Origin of the sequence: Aureimonas mangrovi (genome assembly GCF_014058705.1) — a bacterium.
In the GTDB taxonomy this organism is placed as follows: Bacteria; Pseudomonadota; Alphaproteobacteria; order Rhizobiales; family Rhizobiaceae; genus Aureimonas; species Aureimonas mangrovi.
Map to the genome: position 1 here is coordinate 1,409,696 of NZ_CP059692.1, position 16,169 is coordinate 1,425,864.

The window sequence follows — 16,169 nt, forward strand, 5'->3', positions numbered from 1 at the left end:
GGGCTCAGAGATAGTCCGTCATCGCCGGCATGACCTCGAGCACCCGCGAATGCGGGAAGATCGCCAGCGCCTCGGTGCCTCTGCCGGCCTCCGAATCGAGCCGCAGTTCGCCGCCGTGCAGATGGACGAGCGCCTGGACGATCGGCAGGCCGAGGCCGCTGCCCTGCTCGGCGCTCTTGATGGCGGTGGAGCCCTGTCCGAAGGAGGAGAGCACGAGCGGGATCTCGTCGGCGGGAATGCCCGGTCCCTGGTCGGCGACGGAAACGTACTGTCCGCCGCCCGCGGTCCAGCCGACGCGCACGACGATCTCGCTGCCGGCTGGCGCGAATTTCACGGCGTTGGACAGGAGGTTCAGGACCACCTGCCGCAGCGCGCGCGGATCGCCCCACAGGAGCGGCAGGCCCCTCTCCAGCTTCGTGACGATGGTGATGCTCTTCGCCTGCGCCTTCAGGCCGAGATAGGAGCGGCAGTCGGCGGCGATGGCGACGAGGTTCACCGCCTCCTCGTTCAGGACGTAGCGGCCGGCCTCCACGCGTGAGAGGTCGAGGATTTCGTTGATGAGATCGAGGAGATGGCGGCCCGAGGCGTGGATGTCGCCGACATATTCGCGGTAGGTCGGATTGCCGACGGGGCCGAGGATTTCCTTGGTGATGACCTCCGAGAAGCCGAGGATGGCGTTGAGCGGGGTGCGCAGCTCGTGGCTCATCGTCGCGAGGAAGCGGGACTTGGCGTGGTTGGCGTCCTCGGCGCGCCGCCGCGCCTCGTCTGAGGCGATGCGTGCCTCTTCGAGTTCGGCGACCAGCGCATCCTTCTCGACGCGATGGTTGAAGCGCTCGCGCGCGCCGGCCCTCAGGCGATCGGCGACGATGGCAAAGAGCGGCACCGCGCCGGCCGGGATGAGAAGCGCCGAGGCTAATGCGGCATCAGGGGCCTGCGTCGCCCGCAATGCGAGGATCAGGGCGGCGGGCAGGAAGGTGAGAAGCACCGTATGGCGCAGCGAAGAGCCGAGTGTCGCCACGATCGCCAGACCGACGAGAAGGACCGCGACCTGCAGCATGTCGAAGGCGGCCGGGTCGCATGAAGTACACCCGAGCGCGGCGAAGCCCGCCCATGACAGGCCGGCCAGCGCGTGGGCGCAGCAGAAGAGGCGCGTCCACCGCTCGGCGCGTAAGCCGTTGCGATCCTCGACGCGCAGGCGCGCAGCGAGATAGGCAAGGGCGGCGAGCGAGACGGCGCCGCTGAGCGACCAGAGGGCCGCCGTCGTCCAGTCGAGGAAGGCGGCGAGCCCGCTCGCGGCAAGAAGGAGATGAAGCGCCATCACCCCGACACCCGAGCGGATCGCGATCGCGTGCCGCAGGAGCAGCGAGCGCTCGACCTGCGAGGCGAGCGGGTGCCCCCAGACCAGCCGCTCGCGCACACGCTTCAGGACGCCGGCCACCTCGCTGCCCTCGTCGTGGCCAACGGTGCTGTCATATCGCCGGGTCTGGGATGGGGCGAGCGCGGACATGGCGAAAGGCTGGAACTCCGAACAAGCCAGACAAGCGGATGGCCTGCCGATCATCTTGCCGAAAGTTTAAGAATTTGCCTTAAGAAAAGGCGAAACAGGTGAGGCGCGACGACTTCATCCAAAATCTCTGCTCAGCAGCGGGAGGGCGTTGATACGATGAAGCTTTTCGATGGAGGGCGCGCTCCCAATCCGCGCCGCGTCCGCATCTTCATGGCCGAGAAGGGTATCACGCTGGACATAGTGCCGGTGGATATGGGAGCGCTCGGCCACCGCCAGCCGGAGATCGCCGATCGCAATCCCCTGAGACGCCTTCCCGTGCTCGAGCTCGACGACGGGCGCGTCATCACAGAGAGCGTCGCGATCTGCCGCTATCTGGAGGAGACGCTCGCCCCCGAACCATCGCTCTTCGGCAACGATGCCTTCGCCCGCGCGAGGGTGGAGGAGTGGAACCGGCGTCTGGAACTCAATTTCTATGCCGCCGTCGCCGCCGCCTTCCGCCATATCCATCCGGCGATGGCCGAGTGGGAGGTGCCGCAGCTGCCCGAATGGGGCGAGGCGAACAAGCCGAAGGCGCTCGACTTCCTGCGCATGCTCGACGCGCATCTTGTGGACAAGCCCTTCGTTGCGGGAGAGGCGTTCTCGATCGCCGACATCACCGGTCTTGTCGCGCTCGACTTCACGAAGCTCGCGAAAATCGCAGTGCCCGAAGAACTGACCAACGTCCGGCGCTGGCACGCGGATCTTGCCGCCCGAGAGAGCGCGAAGGCTTGAGCGAGGCCCCCGATCCCGCGGCGTTGGGGAAGACGATCCGCGCCTGCCGCATTTGCCGGGACGATCCACTGGGCGCGCCGCTGCCGGTGCCACCCAATCCGATCCTGACCCTATCCTCCACCGCGCGCCTCTGCATCGCGGGGCAGGCGCCCGGCAATCTCGCCGACAAGGCCGGGCGGCCTTTCAGCGACCCGTCCGGCGTGCGGTTGCGGGACTGGATGGGGGTCGGGCCGGAAACCTTCTACGACGCATCGCGCGTGTGCGTCGTGCCGATGGGGTTCTGCTTTCCGGGCTACGACAAGGCTGGCTACGACCTGCCGCCGCGCCGCGAATGCCGGGCCCGCTGGCATGACGAGGTCTTTGCGGCGATGCCGCAGGTCGAGTTGGTTCTGGCCATCGGCCTCTATGCGCAGGACTGGCATATCCCGCGTGTCGCGGGCCAGCGGCGATCGGTGACGGGGACCGTCGCGGACTGGCGGGCGATCCTGGAGGGCCGGGGGCGGCACGCGCCTGTCCTGCCGTTGCCGCACCCCTCCTGGCGCAACAACGCCTGGATCAAGCGCAATCCTTGGTTCTCCGAGGAACTCCTGCCGGAACTCAAGAAACGGGTCGCGACACTGGTTCGGTAAGCACGCGCATCCGTGCTATGGCATTGCCGGGCAACAACCGGAGGATATGGGTGGACAGGCTCGACAAGAAGATCCTGAGGCTTCTTCAGGAGGACGCGACGCTCGCCGTCGCGGACATCGCCAAGCGCGTCGGTCTTTCCACGACGCCGTGCTGGCGCCGCATCCAGAAGCTCGAGGAGGAGGGCGTCATCAAGCGGCGTGTCGCCATCCTCGACCCGGTGAAGGTCAATGCCCGCGTCACGGTCTTCGTGTCGATCCGGGTCGCCGCTCACTCGGCCGAGTGGCTGCGCCGCTTCTCGGAGGTGGTCGGAGACTTCCCGGAGGTGGTCGAGTTCTACCGGATGAGCGGCGATGTCGACTACCTCCTGCGGGTCGTCGTGCCGGACATCGCAGCCTACGACGCCTTCTACCAGCGGCTGATCGCCAAGATCGAAATCCGCGACGTCTCCTCCTCCTTCGCGATGGAGCAGATCAAGTACACGACGCAGATGCCGCTCGACTATCTCGTGCTCGACAAGGACGGCCGCGAAAGTTGAATTGACGTTGCGGAAGAATCGGTTGCGGCCTGCGGCTCGCGAACCGATTCCGCCGCTTCATGCGATGATTCAGCGCTGGGTATGGCGGGTTATGCGGCGCTCGACGAAGTTCGTCGCGTGGCGCAGCGTCTCGACGAGCGCCAGGTACAGGATCGCCGCCCAGAGATAGGTCTGGAAGTCGAAGGTCCGACCGAAGGCGCGGCGCGTCTCTCCCATGAGGTCGAAGACGGTGATGATCGCGACGATTGCCGACGCCTTCACCAGGAGGATGATCTCGTTGGCGTAGGGGCGCAGCGCCACGATCATCGCCTGCGGGAAGACGATGCGCGCCAGGATCACGGGCGTCGGGAGCCCGAGCGAGCGCCCGCCCTCCCACTGGCCGCGCGGAACGCTTTCGACCGCGCCGCGCAGGATCTCGGCCTGGTAGGCCGCGGTGTTGAGCGAAATGGCGAAGATCGCGCAGTACCAGGCTTCGCGGAAGAACCACCACAAATTCACCGCCTCGAACGCGGCGCGGAACGAACCGAAGCCGTAATAGACGAGGAAGATCTGCGCGATCAGCGGGGTGCCGCGAAAGAAGCTCACATAGGCGAAGCTCGTGCCGCGCGCGATCGGGTTGGATGATCTGCGGCCGATGGCGATCGGCACCGACAGGAGCGCCCCCAGCGCGAAGGAGATGGCGACCAGCGACACGGTCGTCCACAGGCCGGAGAGGTAGACGGGCGTATAGCGCGCCATCAACGCCGCATCCCAGCGCGAAAGGAGATAGGCGGCGAGCGCGACGGCGCAGAGCGCCCAGAAGCCAAGAAAGATCAGGCCGGCAGGGCCCGGGCGCGCCTGTGCCGTGGCGGGCGGGGGGAGGGTGCTCATCGCGAGACCTCGCCGCGCTTCGACCAGCGCTCGACCCGCGAGATGACCGCCACCGAAGCGAAGGTCATGACGAGGAACAGCGCGCAGGCGACTGTGTAGAACAGGAAGGGCTCACGCGTGACGCGCGCGGCGACGCCCGCCTGACGCATGATGTCGGCGAGGCCGATGACGGACACCAGCGCCGTGTCCTTCAAGAGGTTCAGCCAAACATTCGTCAGCCCCGGCAGCGCGATGCGGATGAGCTGCGGGAAGGTGATGAGCCACAGGATGCGGGAGCGCGAAAGGCCGAGCGCCCTGCCGGCCTCCTCCTGCCCCTCCGGGATCGCGCGGAAGGCCGACAGGAAGACTTCCGAGGAGAATGCCGAGAAGACGAAGCCGAGGGCGAGCATACCGGCGACGAAGGCCGAGAGCGACAGATCCGGCAGGCCGGCCGCACCGGTCATCGCGTTGATGAGTGCCTGCCCGCCGTAGAAGACGAGGAACAGGGTCAGAAGCTCGGGCAGGCCGCGAAAGATCGTGGTGTAGATGTTGGCCGAAAGGTTCAGCGCCCAGTCATTCGAACGCTTGGCGAGCGCGAGCAGGAGCCCTGCTGTCAGGCCGAAGGGGAGCGTTGCGAGAGCGAGCGAAGCCGTGACGAGGACGCCGCGCGCGATCTCGTCGCCCCAGCCCGTGTCGCCGAACGCCAAGAGGGATAGAAGGTCGTCCATTCAGGTCGCGCCGCAGTGCGGCCGCTCAGGCCTTGCCGTGCGGGCAGGCTCGAGCGGGCCGCTGCCGGGTGTCGTCAGTCGCCGTAGACGTCGAAGTCGAAATACTTGTCCTGGATCTCGGCATAGGTGCCGTTCTCGCGGATGGCGTCGATCGCAGCGTTGAAGCGCTCCGCCAGTTCGTCCTCGCCGAGGCGCAGCGCAATGCCGATGCCTTCGCCGTAGATCGCAGGATCGGCAGGCAGCGTATCAACGAGGCGGCAGCACGCGCCGGCATCCGTGTCGAGGAATTCAGATAGAACGACGACATCATCGACCGCGCCATCGAGGCGGCCGTTCTCAAGGTCGAGCTGGTATTCCTCAGCCGTTGGGTAGATCCGCACATCGGAGTCGGCAAAAAGGGCCTCCGCTGCCTGCGAATGGGTAGTCGAGCCTTGCGCGCCGACCGAAAGCCCCGACATGGCCTCCGCGCTCGCTTCGGTAATCTCGCTGTCCCGCGGCACGATCAACGCGGGCGGGGTCTGATAATACTTGTTGGTGAAGAGCACCTGCTGCTGACGCTCGGGCGTGATCGACATGGAGGCGATGATCGCGTCGAAGCGGTTGTTCTGGAGGGCCGGAATGATGCCGTCCCAGTCCGAGGTGACGAACTCGCAGGTCACTTCCATCTGGTCGCAGAGCGCACGGGCGATGTCGATGTCGAAGCCTTCCAGCTCGCCCGCCGCGTTCGTAAAGTTGAACGGCGCGTAGGCCCCCTCCGTGCCGATGCGCAGCGTTTCCTGCGCCTGTGCAGCGCTGGCGGTCAGCGCCAGCGCGGCGGTGAGCATGGTGAGGGTGCGGGACAGATGCATGGGCGAGGAGCCTTTCGGGGTTCGGCGGCCGGGCAAGAACGAAAGGGCGATGTTGCGCGATTCCCAGCGAATGGCAACCGCGCGGCGCGCTTAAAGTGCCCGATTAACAAGCATGCTTCGAGCTGCCGCAAGATCGCCTGGCGTATTGACGTTGAAGAACGGATCCCCGCCCGGCGCCCTCGGATCAGGTTCGAAGGAGATGGCTTCCCAGCCGCAGTCTTCGAGAAAGGCGCGCACGGAAAGGCTCACGCCCGGTCGGTCGAGATAAGGGCCGAGGCGGCCGAGCTGGCACACGGGCCAGAGCGCGACGGTCGGATGCGTGCCGGTGGCGCTCCTTGCGACGCGGACGGTCTCTCCTGCGTCTGCTGCAAGGCGCGGCACGAGGTCGGCGGGCAGGAAGGGCGTGTCGCCGGGAATGCTGACGAGATAGGCGGTGTCCGGAGCGTTCACCGCCAGCCAGCGCGCTGCGGCCTCCAGCCCTGCCAGGGGGCCGAGCCTGCCTTCGCGCAAATCGTCGACGAGCGGCAGGGAGAGGCTGGCGAATGCCACGGTGTCGGCGGCGCTCACAAGGATCGGGGCACAGTGAGCGCGCACTGCGTCCAGCGTGCGCTCGGCGAGCGTGCGCCCTGCAAGGTCGATCAAGGGCTTCGGGATCGCACCGCCCATGCGCGAGCCGCGTCCGCCGGCGAGGAGCACGGCGGCCGGAAGCGCGACGGCGGGACCGATCACGATATCTCGACGCGGCCGGCGCGCAGGGCACACGCGACCGCGATCGCGCCGCCGACAACCATCAGGAGAGCGGTGATAGCTGGCGTGTAGGCGAAGGCCGCGGCCGTGACCGAGAAGACCGCGCCGGTGCCGATCTGAAAAGCGCCGAGGAGACCGGCCGCCGCGCCCGCCGCCTCAGGGCGGACACTGACGCTCGACGCCGTTGCGGTGGGAACCGAAAGGCCGTTTCCGAAGCCGACGAGCATCATTGGACCGAACAGTGTCAAAGGGGAAATCCAGCCCCCTAGAAAGAGGATCAGCATCAAGGCGGAGGCGCTTCCAGTGATCGCGGATCCGACGATCATCATGCGCTTCAAACCGAGGCGCTGCGAGAAGCGGCCCGTGATGAAGTTGCCGGCGATGTAGCCCAGCGCACACAGCATGAACCAGAGGCCGTACTCGGCCGGCGTCATTCCGAGGGCCTGCGCCGCGATGAAGGGCGCGCCGCCGAGAAAGGCGAAGAAGGCCGCCGAGACGAAGGCCGCGACGCCGGTGAACTTCCAGAAGGCCGGCGTGCGAAGAAGCAGCCCGTAGGAGCGGAACTGCGCGCCCATCGGCGCCCCGCGCGCCTTGTTCGTCTCCGACAGGTCGAAAGCGAGAAGGCCGAGCGTCAAGACGCCGATCCCGCCCAGCATCCAGAAGACGGCACGCCAGCCGAAGGCATCGTCGAGAAGTCCGCCGATGGCGGGGCCGAACATCGGCGCGACGGCAAAGCCCATCGTGACGTAGCCGAGCATGCTGGCGGCCTGGTCTCGGGCGTAGAGATCGCGCACGATGGCGCGCGAGAGCACGATGCCGGTGGCGCTCGCCGCCTGCACCACCCGGCCGGCGAGGAACATGGCGGCATCGCCGGCGAAGATGCACATCAAGGTGCCGACGAGGAACAGCGCCATGCCGGCGAGGATGATCGGCCGGCGGCCGTAGCGGTCCGACAGCGGGCCCGCGACGAGCTGGATGATCGCTGTCGCGGCAAGGAACAGCGACAGGCCGAGCCCGATCTGGCCGGAACTGGCCTGAAGGTCCTGCGCAATCGAGGCCATCGAAGGCAGGAAGATGTTGATGGCGAGCGGCGACAGCGCCGAAGCGACGATCAGCGTCAGCAGCATCGGGCGACGCGCGGGCGGGGTCGGCGCAACACGCAGTTCGGCCGCGTGGGCGGGACAGTCGTCTCTCATCAATGCACCTGGTTGCGCAAGGGTGCGAGCCGTCCGAGCCTGCGCTCGCGGGCGAATACGAACACGCCGCTGGCGACAACGATCGCCGCCCCCACCACGTCGAGAAGGGCTGGCGCGTCGCCGAAGAACACGAAGCCGAGGATCGTGGCAAAGACGAGGATCGTGTAGCGGAAGGGCGTGACGAAACCCACTTCGCCAAGCCGCATGGCCGCGACGATGGCGATGTAGCCGAGCGATATGGCGCAGGCCGCCGCGACGATGGACAGCGTCAAGGTCGGCGTCATCGGCTGCCAGCCCTGGAAAGGCAGGAGGATGAAGCCGACAAGGCCGACCGAGATGGCCGTCACGGTCGAGACGAACACCGAGGGAACGTTTGCCGGCAGCCGCCGCGTGACCAGATCGCGCAGCGCCGAGAAGGCGACGGAGAGGAGGACGCTGATCGAGTGGACGGTGAAACCGTCCGTTCCCGGCCGGATGATGATCATCACCCCGACGAAGCCGAGTGCGATCGAGGACCAACGGCGCCAGCCCGGCCGCTCGCCGAGAAAGATGACGGCGCCGAGCGTCACGACGAGCGGCAGCGCCTGATAGATCGCCGAGGCGTTGGCCAGCGGCAGATGGATGAGAGCGTTGATGTAGGCGAGCGTCGCGCCGATGTCGGCCAGCGAACGCACGATGACCGGCAGTCGCAGTGCCGCCCGCGCCCCGCGAAGCTCGCCGCGGAAGGCAGCCAGGGCCAGGAGCAGCATCGAAGCAAGGGTGCTTCTCACCGTCAGGAGCTGCGCCGTCGAAATCTCGGTCATCGCCTGCTTGACGATAGCGTCGTTGAAGGCGAAGGCGCCCATCGCGCCCACCATCAGGAGGGCGGCCTTGCCGTTGTCGCTGATTGACGACGCTTGCGGAAATGCGAGGGACACGGACGACCGATCGAGGCGGGAATGATCAGCCTTCCTTACGCCAACAGGTGCCGCTTGGCGAGGCAGCGTGCATAAAAACAGGCCGCCGCCCGAGGCGAGCGGCGGCCTCCGACTTTCGTGCGATCAGCGCGTATTGCGGCCGACAACCGCGCCCGCCGTGCCCCCGGCCAGCGCGCCGACGACGGCACCGCCCGATCCGCCCACCGCATCGCCGATGACGGCACCGCCCGCGCCGCCGATGCCGGCGCCGGCCAGCGTGCGTTCCGTGCGCGTGCAGCCAGTCGCGATGAGAAGGGCAGCCGTCACGGCCAGGATGGGCTTGAGCGTCTTCATGGTCGTCTCCTCGAAGGATTGGTCTTGTCGAAGAGCGAACTAGCGCCGGTCCCGCGCCTTTCCAGAGAGAATCAGACCTGCGGGCAAGCCGCAGCCAGGCCGGCCGGCTCAGCCGCCCGTCATGCTCATGTGTCGCGAGACGGCCGGCGCTCGGGTCGTGCGGTCAATGACGAAATCGTGTCCCTTCGGCTTGCGCGAGATGGCTTCTTCGATAGCCGTGTGGAGGAGGTCGTTGCCTTCGGAGGCGCGCAGCGCGCCGCGCAGGTCGGCGGCATCCTCCTGGCCGAGACACATGAAGAGCGTGCCGGTGCAGGTGACGCGGACCCGGTTGCAGCTTTCGCAGAAATTGTGGGTTAGCGGCGTGATGAAACCGAGGCGCCCGCCGGTTTCCTCCACGCGAACGTAACGCGCCGGACCGCCTGTCTGATACGAAATGTCCGTCAGCGTGAATCGCGCGGCGAGGTCGCGCCGCACTTTCGAAAGTGGAAGGTAGCGATCCGTGCGATCCTCGCCGATCTCGCCGAGCGGCATCGTCTCGATCAAGGTGAGGTCCATGCCTTCACCGTGTGCCCATTCGATCATGAACGGGATTTCGCCCTCGTTGAAATTGCGCAGGGCAACGGCGTTGAGCTTGATCGCGATGCCGGCCTTCTGCGCCGCACGGATGCCGTCCATCACCTTGCCGAGATCGCCCCAGCGCGTGATGGCACGGAACTTGTCCGGGTCGAGCGTATCGATCGAGACGTTGAGGCGGCGCACACCGCATTCGGCGAGTTCGTCCGCAAAGCGGGCGAGCTGCGAGCCGTTCGTCGTCAGGGTCAGTTCGTCGAGGGCGCCGTTGTCGATATGGCGCGAGAGCGAGCGGATGAGCGACATGACGTTTTTGCGCACCAGCGGCTCGCCGCCCGTCAGCCGCAGGCGCCGCACGCCGCGCTCGACGAAGGCGCTGGCCAGCCGGTCGATCTCCTCCAGCGTCAGGAGATCGCGCTTGGGCAGGAACTCCATGTCCTCCGCCATGCAGTAGACGCAGCGAAAGTCGCAGCGATCCGTGACCGAGACACGCAGGTAGGTGATCGGGCGCGCGAACGGATCGATCAGCGGCGCCGCCGGCCGCTTCGCTTCGAGCGGCATCTTGATGTGGGCGGCGGAACTCATCAGAAGGAAGGCCTTGTCACAAATCGCATGGATGCCTGCCGAATGTGGAAGGCGACCCTGCAGGGGTCAAGATGGCGCCGCGTGACGGAAAGGTGAAGGCTGGAATGTCAAAAAACGCCACGCCGAAGGAATTGCGCGTCTCGCGCGACAGGCAGACCCTGACACTCGTCTACGATGACGAGGCGAGCGAGGCCTTCAGTGCAGAGATGCTGCGCGTGCTCTCTCCTTCGGCAGAGGTGCAAGGCCATTCGCCAGAGCAACGCGTCACCGTTGGGAGCAAGCGCGCTGTCGCCATCCGCGACCTCGTGCCGGTCGGTCACTACGCCGTACGCATCGTCTTCGACGACGGCCACGACACGGGACTCTTCACCTGGAGCTATCTCGCCGAACTCGCCGCTCATCGCGAGGAGCGCTGGCAGAATTATCTCGATGAACTCGCCGCCAAAGGCCTTACCCGCGACTGAGAAGGCCGGTCAGGAGGCGATCGCCTTCGGATGGCCCTTCGGTACGAAGGGCGGCAGGCTGTCGAAGGCGGATCGAAGGGCGTTGGACCAGCCGCCGGATATCTCGCGATAGTAGGGATCGCTGTCCTCGATGCGCTGGTGATAGCCGCGCACGAGACTGTCGGTGCGGTACATCTGAAGGTCGATCGGAAGGCCGACCGAAAGGTTCGACTTCACGGTGGAATCGAAGGAGACGAGGAGAAGCTTGGCCGCTTCGTTCATCGACATCGCGGGATCGTAGGTGCGCACGATGATCGGGCGGCCATACTTGTGCTCGCCGATCTGGAAGAACGGGTTGTCGGCGCCGGCTTCGATGAAGTTGCCTTCCGGGTAAATCAGGAAGAGGCGGGGGCGCCCGCCCTTGATCTGGCCGCCGAGGATGAAGGAGCCGGAGAATACGCCATCGGCACGCTGCCCGCTTTCGGCGGTGAAGGAGATCGCTTCCTTCAGCGTCTCTCCGACGAGCTTGGCGGTCTGGAACATCGAGGGTTGGCCGAGAAGCGTCGGCTTGCGCTCCGCGGGTGCGGCGAACCGCTCCTCGAGCAGCGAGATCGCCGACTGGGTCGTCGCCAGATTACCCGCCGACAGGAGGCAGAGGAAGCGCTCGCCGGGCACCTCCCACGTCTTCATCTTCGTTACCGTGGAGACGTTGTCGACCCCCGCGTTGGTGCGGGTGTCCGACATGAAGACGATGCCTTCCTCCACCAGAAGGCCGACGCAATAGGTCATCGTTGGGCATGTTCCTGCTGCGCGCCCTTCGACGCACGAAAATCGACACGATTAATCTTTGCTCCGCCACGTGCCGCAGCGCAAGCGCGCGCAGGCGCCATCCCCCGATTGTGCCTCAGGAACGCTTCAGTCCGTCAGGAATGGAACCGGTAGCTCTGCGCGATCTCGTTCGACAGGCGGTTGTTGTCGAGGATCAGTCGCTCGATGAACTCGTGCAGCCCGAAATCGATGATTTCGTTGACGTCCGTCTCCTCCAGCCGCGCGGCGATTTCGCGCGCGGTTTCGTGGCAGGCGTGCGTCTCGCCATAGGTGCGCGCGATGAAGCTCAGGCTCTCCTCGATGCAGCGGTACGAGTAAGCGAGCGAGCGCGGCATGCGGCGGTTGAGAATTAGGAAGTCGATGATGTCGTTGGCGCGGAACTCGGCGTCGTACTCCCAGGCGTAGGCCCGCAGGGCCGAGACCGAGCGCAGGATCGACCCCCATTGAAAATTGTCGAGCGGCGAGCCGACGGAGGAGTGCTGCGGCAGGAGCACCCAGTACTTCACGTCGAGGATGCGGGCGGTGGAATCGGCGCGTTCCAGGAACGTGCCAAGATTGCAAAAGTCGAAGATCTCGTTGCGCAGCATGGTGCCGTAGAAGGAACCGCGGATGAGCGCCGTGCGCTGCTTGACGAGGTTCAGGACGGCAGGAAGGTCGTCGGCCGGCCGCGAAAGGCGGTTCTTCAGCACCATCCAGCCTTCGTTCAGCGCTTCCCATGTCTCACGCGTCAGGGCCGTCCGCACCATGCGCCCGTTGGTGCGCGCGACGTCGAAGGAGGAGAGGACGCTCGACGGATTGTCGAGGTCGCGGAGCAGGAAGTCGACGATCGTGTCGGGATCGAAGTCCGCGTGCTTCGCCTTATAGGCGTTCTCGACGCCGGCCGAAACGAGCACCGAATTCCACTCGTCCGGCTCCGCCGAGAGATTGGTGAGTGAGAGGCGCAAGCCCGCATCAAGAAGGCGCGCCATATTCTCGGCCCGCTCGATATAGCGGTGCATCCAGAACAGGCCGTTGGCAGTGCGTCCGAGAAGGGGCATTCAGAACTCTTTCGGCAAAGCGATGCAGGCAGGGCGGCAGGGTCAGGTGGCGAGCGCTATTCTTCGAGCACCCAGGTGTCCTTCGTGCCGCCGCCCTGGCTCGAATTGACGACGAGTGAGCCTTCCTTCAGCGCCACGCGGGTGAGCCCGCCGGGTATGATCTTCACCGTGTCCGAGACGAGAACGAACGGTCGCAGATCGACATGGCGGGGCGCAAGGCCCTTGTCGACGAGGATCGGCACGGTGGAGAGCGCCAGCGTCGGCTGGGCGATGTAGTTGCCCGGGCGCTCCCTCAGCTTCGCGGCGAAGGCTTCACGCTCGGCCTTGGAGGCGGCCGGGCCGACAAGCATGCCGTAGCCGCCGGAGCCGTGGACTTCCTTGACGACCAGCTCTTCCAGATGCTCGAGGACGTAGGCGAGGCTGTCCGCCTCCGTGCAGCGCCATGTCGGCACGTTCTGAAGGATCGCCGGCTTGCCCGAATAGAACTCCACGATCTCCGGCATGTAGGAGTAGATCGCCTTGTCGTCGGCAATGCCGGTGCCTGGTGCGTTGGCGATGGTGATGCCGCCGTTGCGGTAGACCTCCATGATGCCGGGAACGCCCAGCACCGAATCCGGCCGGAAGGCCTTGGGGTCGAGATAGGCGTCGTCGACGCGGCGGTAGAGGACGTCGATCGGCAGGTAGCCCTGCGTCGTGCGCATCGCGATGCGCCCGTCCACCATGTCGAGATCGGTGCCTTCGACGAGCTCGACGCCCATCTGGTCGGCCAGGAAGGCGTGTTCGTAATAGGCCGAGTTGTGGATGCCCGGCGTCAGGATGGCGATGCGAGGCGTGCCCTTGCAGGCTGAAGGGGCGACCGCCGCGAGGGAGCGGCGCAGATGGTGCGGATAGGTCTCGACAGGGCGCACGCGGTTCTGCGCGAACAGCTCCGGGAACATCTGCATCATCGTCTCGCGGTTCTCGATCATGTACGAGACGCCGGAGGGCGTGCGGGCGTTGTCTTCCAGGACGTAGAACTGATCCTCGGCGGTGCGCACGATATCGACGCCGATGATATGGGTGAAGACGCCGCCGGGCGGCGTGAAGCCGACCATCTGTGGCAGGAAGGCCTCGTTACCCTTGATGAGACGTTCCGGGACGATGCCCGCCTTCACGATCTCCTGGTCCTGGTAAATGTCTGCGAGGAAGGCGTTGAGCGCGGTCACGCGCTGCTCGATTCCCTCGGCGAGGGCCGACCATTCGCGCCCCGAGATGATGCGCGGCACGAGATCGAAGGGGATCAGCCGCTCGGCTGCCTCCTGTTGCCCGTAGACGTTGAAGGTGATTCCCGTTCGGCGGAAGACGCTCTCGGCCTCGCCGGCCTTCTCCATCAGGATATGCGGGTCCTGCTTCCGGAACCAGGCGTCGAAGCGTCCGTAGGGCGCACGCACGCCCGATCCCGAATCGAGCATCTCGTCAAATGGCATCGGCACGGCATCCCTTCACGCTTGTTCCCCAACGATACAATGCGGCAGCACGCAGACTTGCCAAGGGCTCTGCTGCCCATGACACGTGCAAAGATGCGATTTGTGTGAATTCAGGTCAGTCTCAGCCGGCAAAGCCGGCGACATAGGCGTAGGCGGTACGGCCCGCCTCGCGCGACCAGCCGCGCAGATACAGCCCGGCCTGCGCCGAATAGGCGAGGAGCCCATCCCACGCGCGGCGGAAGAATGGCGCGCGGTCGACGGCGTCCACCGCGTGCAGCGTCGCCTCCTGCAGCGTCTCGCCGCCCCGCTCGATGCGCACCCGACCGATCTCCTGGCCCGCCGCAACGGGCGCGGAGACCGGATCGATGCCGTAGAGCACGACGTTGAAATCCGCCTCCTGACCGCGCGCCGCGAGGATCGAAAGATCTACATCGGTGGCGAGGCGGACCGTCGGCGCGATACCGCCCAGGACGTCCACCTGACCTGCAGGGGTGCCGGCCGCCAGCACCACGACGTCCTGGAAGGAGCGCAGCCCCCACGTCATCATCTTGCGCGCCTCCTCGGCGCGCTCGCCGGCCGTGCGCATCCCGCTCATAGCGAGAATGATGCGGCGGTTGCCGTCGGGCGCGGAAGCGACGAGACCGTATCCCGCCTCCTGCGTATGGCCCGTCTTGAGGCCGTCGGCGCCGAGCGCGAGCAGCGGATTGCGACTGCGCTGCGTGATGTTGTTGAAGGTGAATTCAGTTTCGCTGAACCACGGATAATATTGCGGATACTCGCGGATCAGGTGCTCGGCGAGGATCGAAAGGTCGCGCATGGTGACGTGCTGCTCAGGGTCCGGCAGGCCGTGCGGGTTGGTGAAATGCGAACCGGTCAGCCCGATCTCGGCGGCGCGCTCGTTCATCATCGTCGCAAAGCCCGGAACCGAGCCCGCGATGCCTTCCGCCGCGACGATGGTCGCGTCGTTGCCGGACTGGATCACGATCCCCTTGATCAGGTCTTCCAGATCAACCTGCGAGTTCAGCGGCAGGAACATGGTCGAGCCGCCGGAGGACGCGCCGCCCGTGCGCCAGGCGTTCTCCGAAACGGTGAAGGTATCGGTCAGCGCCAGGCGGCCCTTTTCGATCTCGTGAAAGATGACCGCGACAGTCATCAGCTTGACCAGGCTGGCGGGGGGCGTCGCCTGATCCGAGTTCTTCTCGAAGAGGACGGTGCCTGTCGCGAAATCGCGCAGGATCGCGGTGGGGGCGCTGGTGTCGAAGTCCTGCGCCGTGGCAGGTGCGGCCAGGCCGACGGCCAGAAGGGCGAACGCCGCGGCGGTTCTGCGCAAGCTCGCACTACCCATCCCGTTCCCCTCTTTCGATCGTATGTCTTGGTATCGCGCGGCGGATCGCCATCTTACACGCAGAACGCTGGCGAGTTTCGATTCGGCGGTCAATTCCATAGCTCCGCCTTCTGACGAAGACGTGAAGGCCCCCGCGCGGAATGGCTCCGGCGTTCCCGTTTGGGGCAAGCTTGGTGCTTGTCATCGCGCCCGGCCATGTCATTGTCGGTGCAGAGAATCTCCGGTTTTCCAGCCGAATCGAAGAGGCCACCAGCGCAAGATCATGTCCCGATCCGATCCGATCCCTTCCAAGGTCAGCGAGCGCCAGGTCGCGGCTCTGCCGCTGCGCCTCGGGCTGGACGGTTCGCTCGACGTTCTCCTCGTCACCTCGCGCGAGACGCGCCGTTGGGTGCTGCCCAAGGGCAACCTGATGAAGGGGCTTTCGCTCGCCGATGCCGCGGCAACGGAGGCCGAGGAGGAGGCGGGCGTGAGGGGACGTGTCGTCGCCGAACCCTATCGCCGCTTCGACTACTGGAAGCGACGTCCGGACGCTTTCCATTTGTGCCATGTCGACGTGTTCCTTCTGGTCGTGACAGAGGAACTGGACGACTGGAAGGAGCGAGCCGAGCGTCAGCGTGAATGGGTCTCGCCCGCTCGCGCCTTCGAGATGGTGCTCGAGCCGGGTTTGCAGTCGATCTTCCGCGAACTCGAGAAAGACGAGGCCGTGCGGGATCTTGCACGCCCCAAGCGTGAGCGCGCCGGCCAGCGCCGCTGGCGTGCCGTGGCGCGCGCCGTCTGCGCGCCGGCCTGATCCGCGACAGTCCGCCCCGGCTTTCCGCCGAGCGCCGGCGCACC

18 protein-coding genes are annotated in these 16,169 nt (G+C 66.2%); 5 read left to right on the forward strand and 13 right to left on the reverse strand.

Annotated features, from left to right (window positions below; all coding sequences use genetic code 11):
- Window positions 1–4: 4 nt before the first annotated feature.
- Complete coding sequence (locus H1343_RS17085; protein ID WP_185985097.1) at window positions 5–1,507, reverse strand: sensor histidine kinase; 1,503 nt, start codon at window positions 1,505–1,507, stop codon at window positions 5–7.
- Between the two features lie 156 nt (window positions 1,508–1,663).
- Between H1343_RS17085 and H1343_RS06535 the strand changes: the two genes are divergently transcribed.
- The 3 genes from H1343_RS06535 to H1343_RS06545 are packed head-to-tail and all read left to right on the forward strand — an operon-like array spanning window position 1,664 to window position 3,443.
- Window positions 1,664–2,278: a glutathione S-transferase family protein gene (locus H1343_RS06535; RefSeq protein WP_185985098.1), complete on the forward strand. Its 615-nt coding sequence runs from the start codon at window positions 1,664–1,666 to the stop codon at window positions 2,276–2,278.
- Window positions 2,275–2,907, forward strand: a complete 633-nt coding sequence (locus H1343_RS06540; RefSeq protein WP_185985099.1) for a uracil-DNA glycosylase family protein — start codon at window positions 2,275–2,277, stop codon at window positions 2,905–2,907. The genes H1343_RS06535 and H1343_RS06540 overlap by 4 nt, the downstream gene beginning before the upstream one ends.
- Window positions 2,908–2,957: 50 nt before the next feature.
- On the forward strand, window positions 2,958–3,443 hold the full coding sequence (locus tag H1343_RS06545) for an Lrp/AsnC family transcriptional regulator (RefSeq protein ID WP_185985100.1): 486 nt from the start codon (window positions 2,958–2,960) through the stop codon (window positions 3,441–3,443).
- 69 nt (window positions 3,444–3,512) lie between these two features.
- Here the strand turns inward: H1343_RS06545 and H1343_RS06550 are convergent, their stop codons facing one another.
- The 8 genes from H1343_RS06550 to moaA all read right to left on the reverse strand — a co-directional run bounded on the left by H1343_RS06550 (window position 3,513) and on the right by moaA (window position 10,216).
- Window positions 3,513–4,313, reverse strand: a complete 801-nt coding sequence (locus H1343_RS06550) for an ABC transporter permease (protein WP_185985101.1) — start codon at window positions 4,311–4,313, stop codon at window positions 3,513–3,515.
- The gene (locus H1343_RS06555; protein WP_185985102.1) at window positions 4,310–5,020 is read right to left on the reverse strand and encodes an ABC transporter permease; all 711 of its coding nucleotides are present in this window, start codon (window positions 5,018–5,020) and stop codon (window positions 4,310–4,312) included. The genes H1343_RS06550 and H1343_RS06555 overlap by 4 nt, the downstream gene beginning before the upstream one ends.
- A 74-nt stretch (window positions 5,021–5,094) precedes the next feature.
- On the reverse strand, window positions 5,095–5,868 hold the full coding sequence (locus H1343_RS06560) for an ABC transporter substrate-binding protein (RefSeq protein WP_185985103.1): 774 nt from the start codon (window positions 5,866–5,868) through the stop codon (window positions 5,095–5,097).
- A 90-nt stretch (window positions 5,869–5,958) separates the two neighbouring features.
- The gene (mobA, locus tag H1343_RS06565) at window positions 5,959–6,597 is read right to left on the reverse strand and encodes a molybdenum cofactor guanylyltransferase (protein WP_185985104.1); all 639 of its coding nucleotides are present in this window, start codon (window positions 6,595–6,597) and stop codon (window positions 5,959–5,961) included.
- On the reverse strand, window positions 6,594–7,811 hold the full coding sequence (locus H1343_RS06570; RefSeq protein ID WP_246333377.1) for a multidrug effflux MFS transporter: 1,218 nt from the start codon (window positions 7,809–7,811) through the stop codon (window positions 6,594–6,596). The genes mobA and H1343_RS06570 overlap by 4 nt, the downstream gene beginning before the upstream one ends.
- Window positions 7,811–8,728 (reverse strand): DMT family transporter, encoded by a 918-nt coding sequence (locus H1343_RS06575; protein ID WP_246333384.1) that lies wholly within the window; start codon window positions 8,726–8,728, stop codon window positions 7,811–7,813. The genes H1343_RS06570 and H1343_RS06575 overlap by 1 nt, the downstream gene beginning before the upstream one ends.
- A 123-nt stretch (window positions 8,729–8,851) precedes the next feature.
- Window positions 8,852–9,061, reverse strand: coding sequence for a YMGG-like glycine zipper-containing protein (locus H1343_RS06580; RefSeq protein WP_185985105.1), 210 nt, complete (start codon window positions 9,059–9,061; stop codon window positions 8,852–8,854).
- A gap of 108 nt (window positions 9,062–9,169) precedes the next feature.
- Window positions 9,170–10,216 carry a GTP 3',8-cyclase MoaA gene (moaA, locus tag H1343_RS06585; protein ID WP_246333386.1) on the reverse strand — a complete coding sequence of 349 codons (1,047 nt, stop codon included), beginning with the start codon at window positions 10,214–10,216 and terminating at the stop codon, window positions 9,170–9,172.
- Window positions 10,217–10,320: 104 nt separating this feature from the next.
- On the opposite strand from moaA, the gene H1343_RS06590 reads away from it, so the two are divergent.
- Window positions 10,321–10,680: a gamma-butyrobetaine hydroxylase family protein gene (locus H1343_RS06590; protein ID WP_185985106.1), complete on the forward strand. Its 360-nt coding sequence runs from the start codon at window positions 10,321–10,323 to the stop codon at window positions 10,678–10,680.
- Between the two features lie 9 nt (window positions 10,681–10,689).
- Here the strand turns inward: H1343_RS06590 and H1343_RS06595 are convergent, their stop codons facing one another.
- The 4 genes from H1343_RS06595 to H1343_RS06610 all read right to left on the reverse strand — a co-directional run bounded on the left by H1343_RS06595 (window position 10,690) and on the right by H1343_RS06610 (window position 15,434).
- On the reverse strand, window positions 10,690–11,448 hold the full coding sequence (locus H1343_RS06595; RefSeq protein ID WP_185985107.1) for a proteasome-type protease: 759 nt from the start codon (window positions 11,446–11,448) through the stop codon (window positions 10,690–10,692).
- Window positions 11,449–11,582: 134 nt separating this feature from the next.
- The gene (locus H1343_RS06600) at window positions 11,583–12,524 is read right to left on the reverse strand and encodes an alpha-E domain-containing protein (RefSeq protein ID WP_185985108.1); all 942 of its coding nucleotides are present in this window, start codon (window positions 12,522–12,524) and stop codon (window positions 11,583–11,585) included.
- A 56-nt stretch (window positions 12,525–12,580) separates the two neighbouring features.
- The gene (locus H1343_RS06605) at window positions 12,581–13,990 is read right to left on the reverse strand and encodes a circularly permuted type 2 ATP-grasp protein (RefSeq protein ID WP_185985109.1); all 1,410 of its coding nucleotides are present in this window, start codon (window positions 13,988–13,990) and stop codon (window positions 12,581–12,583) included.
- Between the two features lie 121 nt (window positions 13,991–14,111).
- Complete coding sequence (locus H1343_RS06610; RefSeq protein ID WP_246333388.1) at window positions 14,112–15,434, reverse strand: D-alanyl-D-alanine carboxypeptidase family protein; 1,323 nt, start codon at window positions 15,432–15,434, stop codon at window positions 14,112–14,114.
- Between the two features lie 163 nt (window positions 15,435–15,597).
- Here H1343_RS06610 and H1343_RS06615 point away from each other — a divergent pair, with 163 nt between their 5' ends.
- A complete protein-coding gene (locus tag H1343_RS06615; RefSeq protein ID WP_185985110.1) occupies window positions 15,598–16,125 on the forward strand; it encodes an NUDIX hydrolase in 528 nt (175 codons plus the stop codon).
- Window positions 16,126–16,169 lie beyond the last annotated feature (44 nt).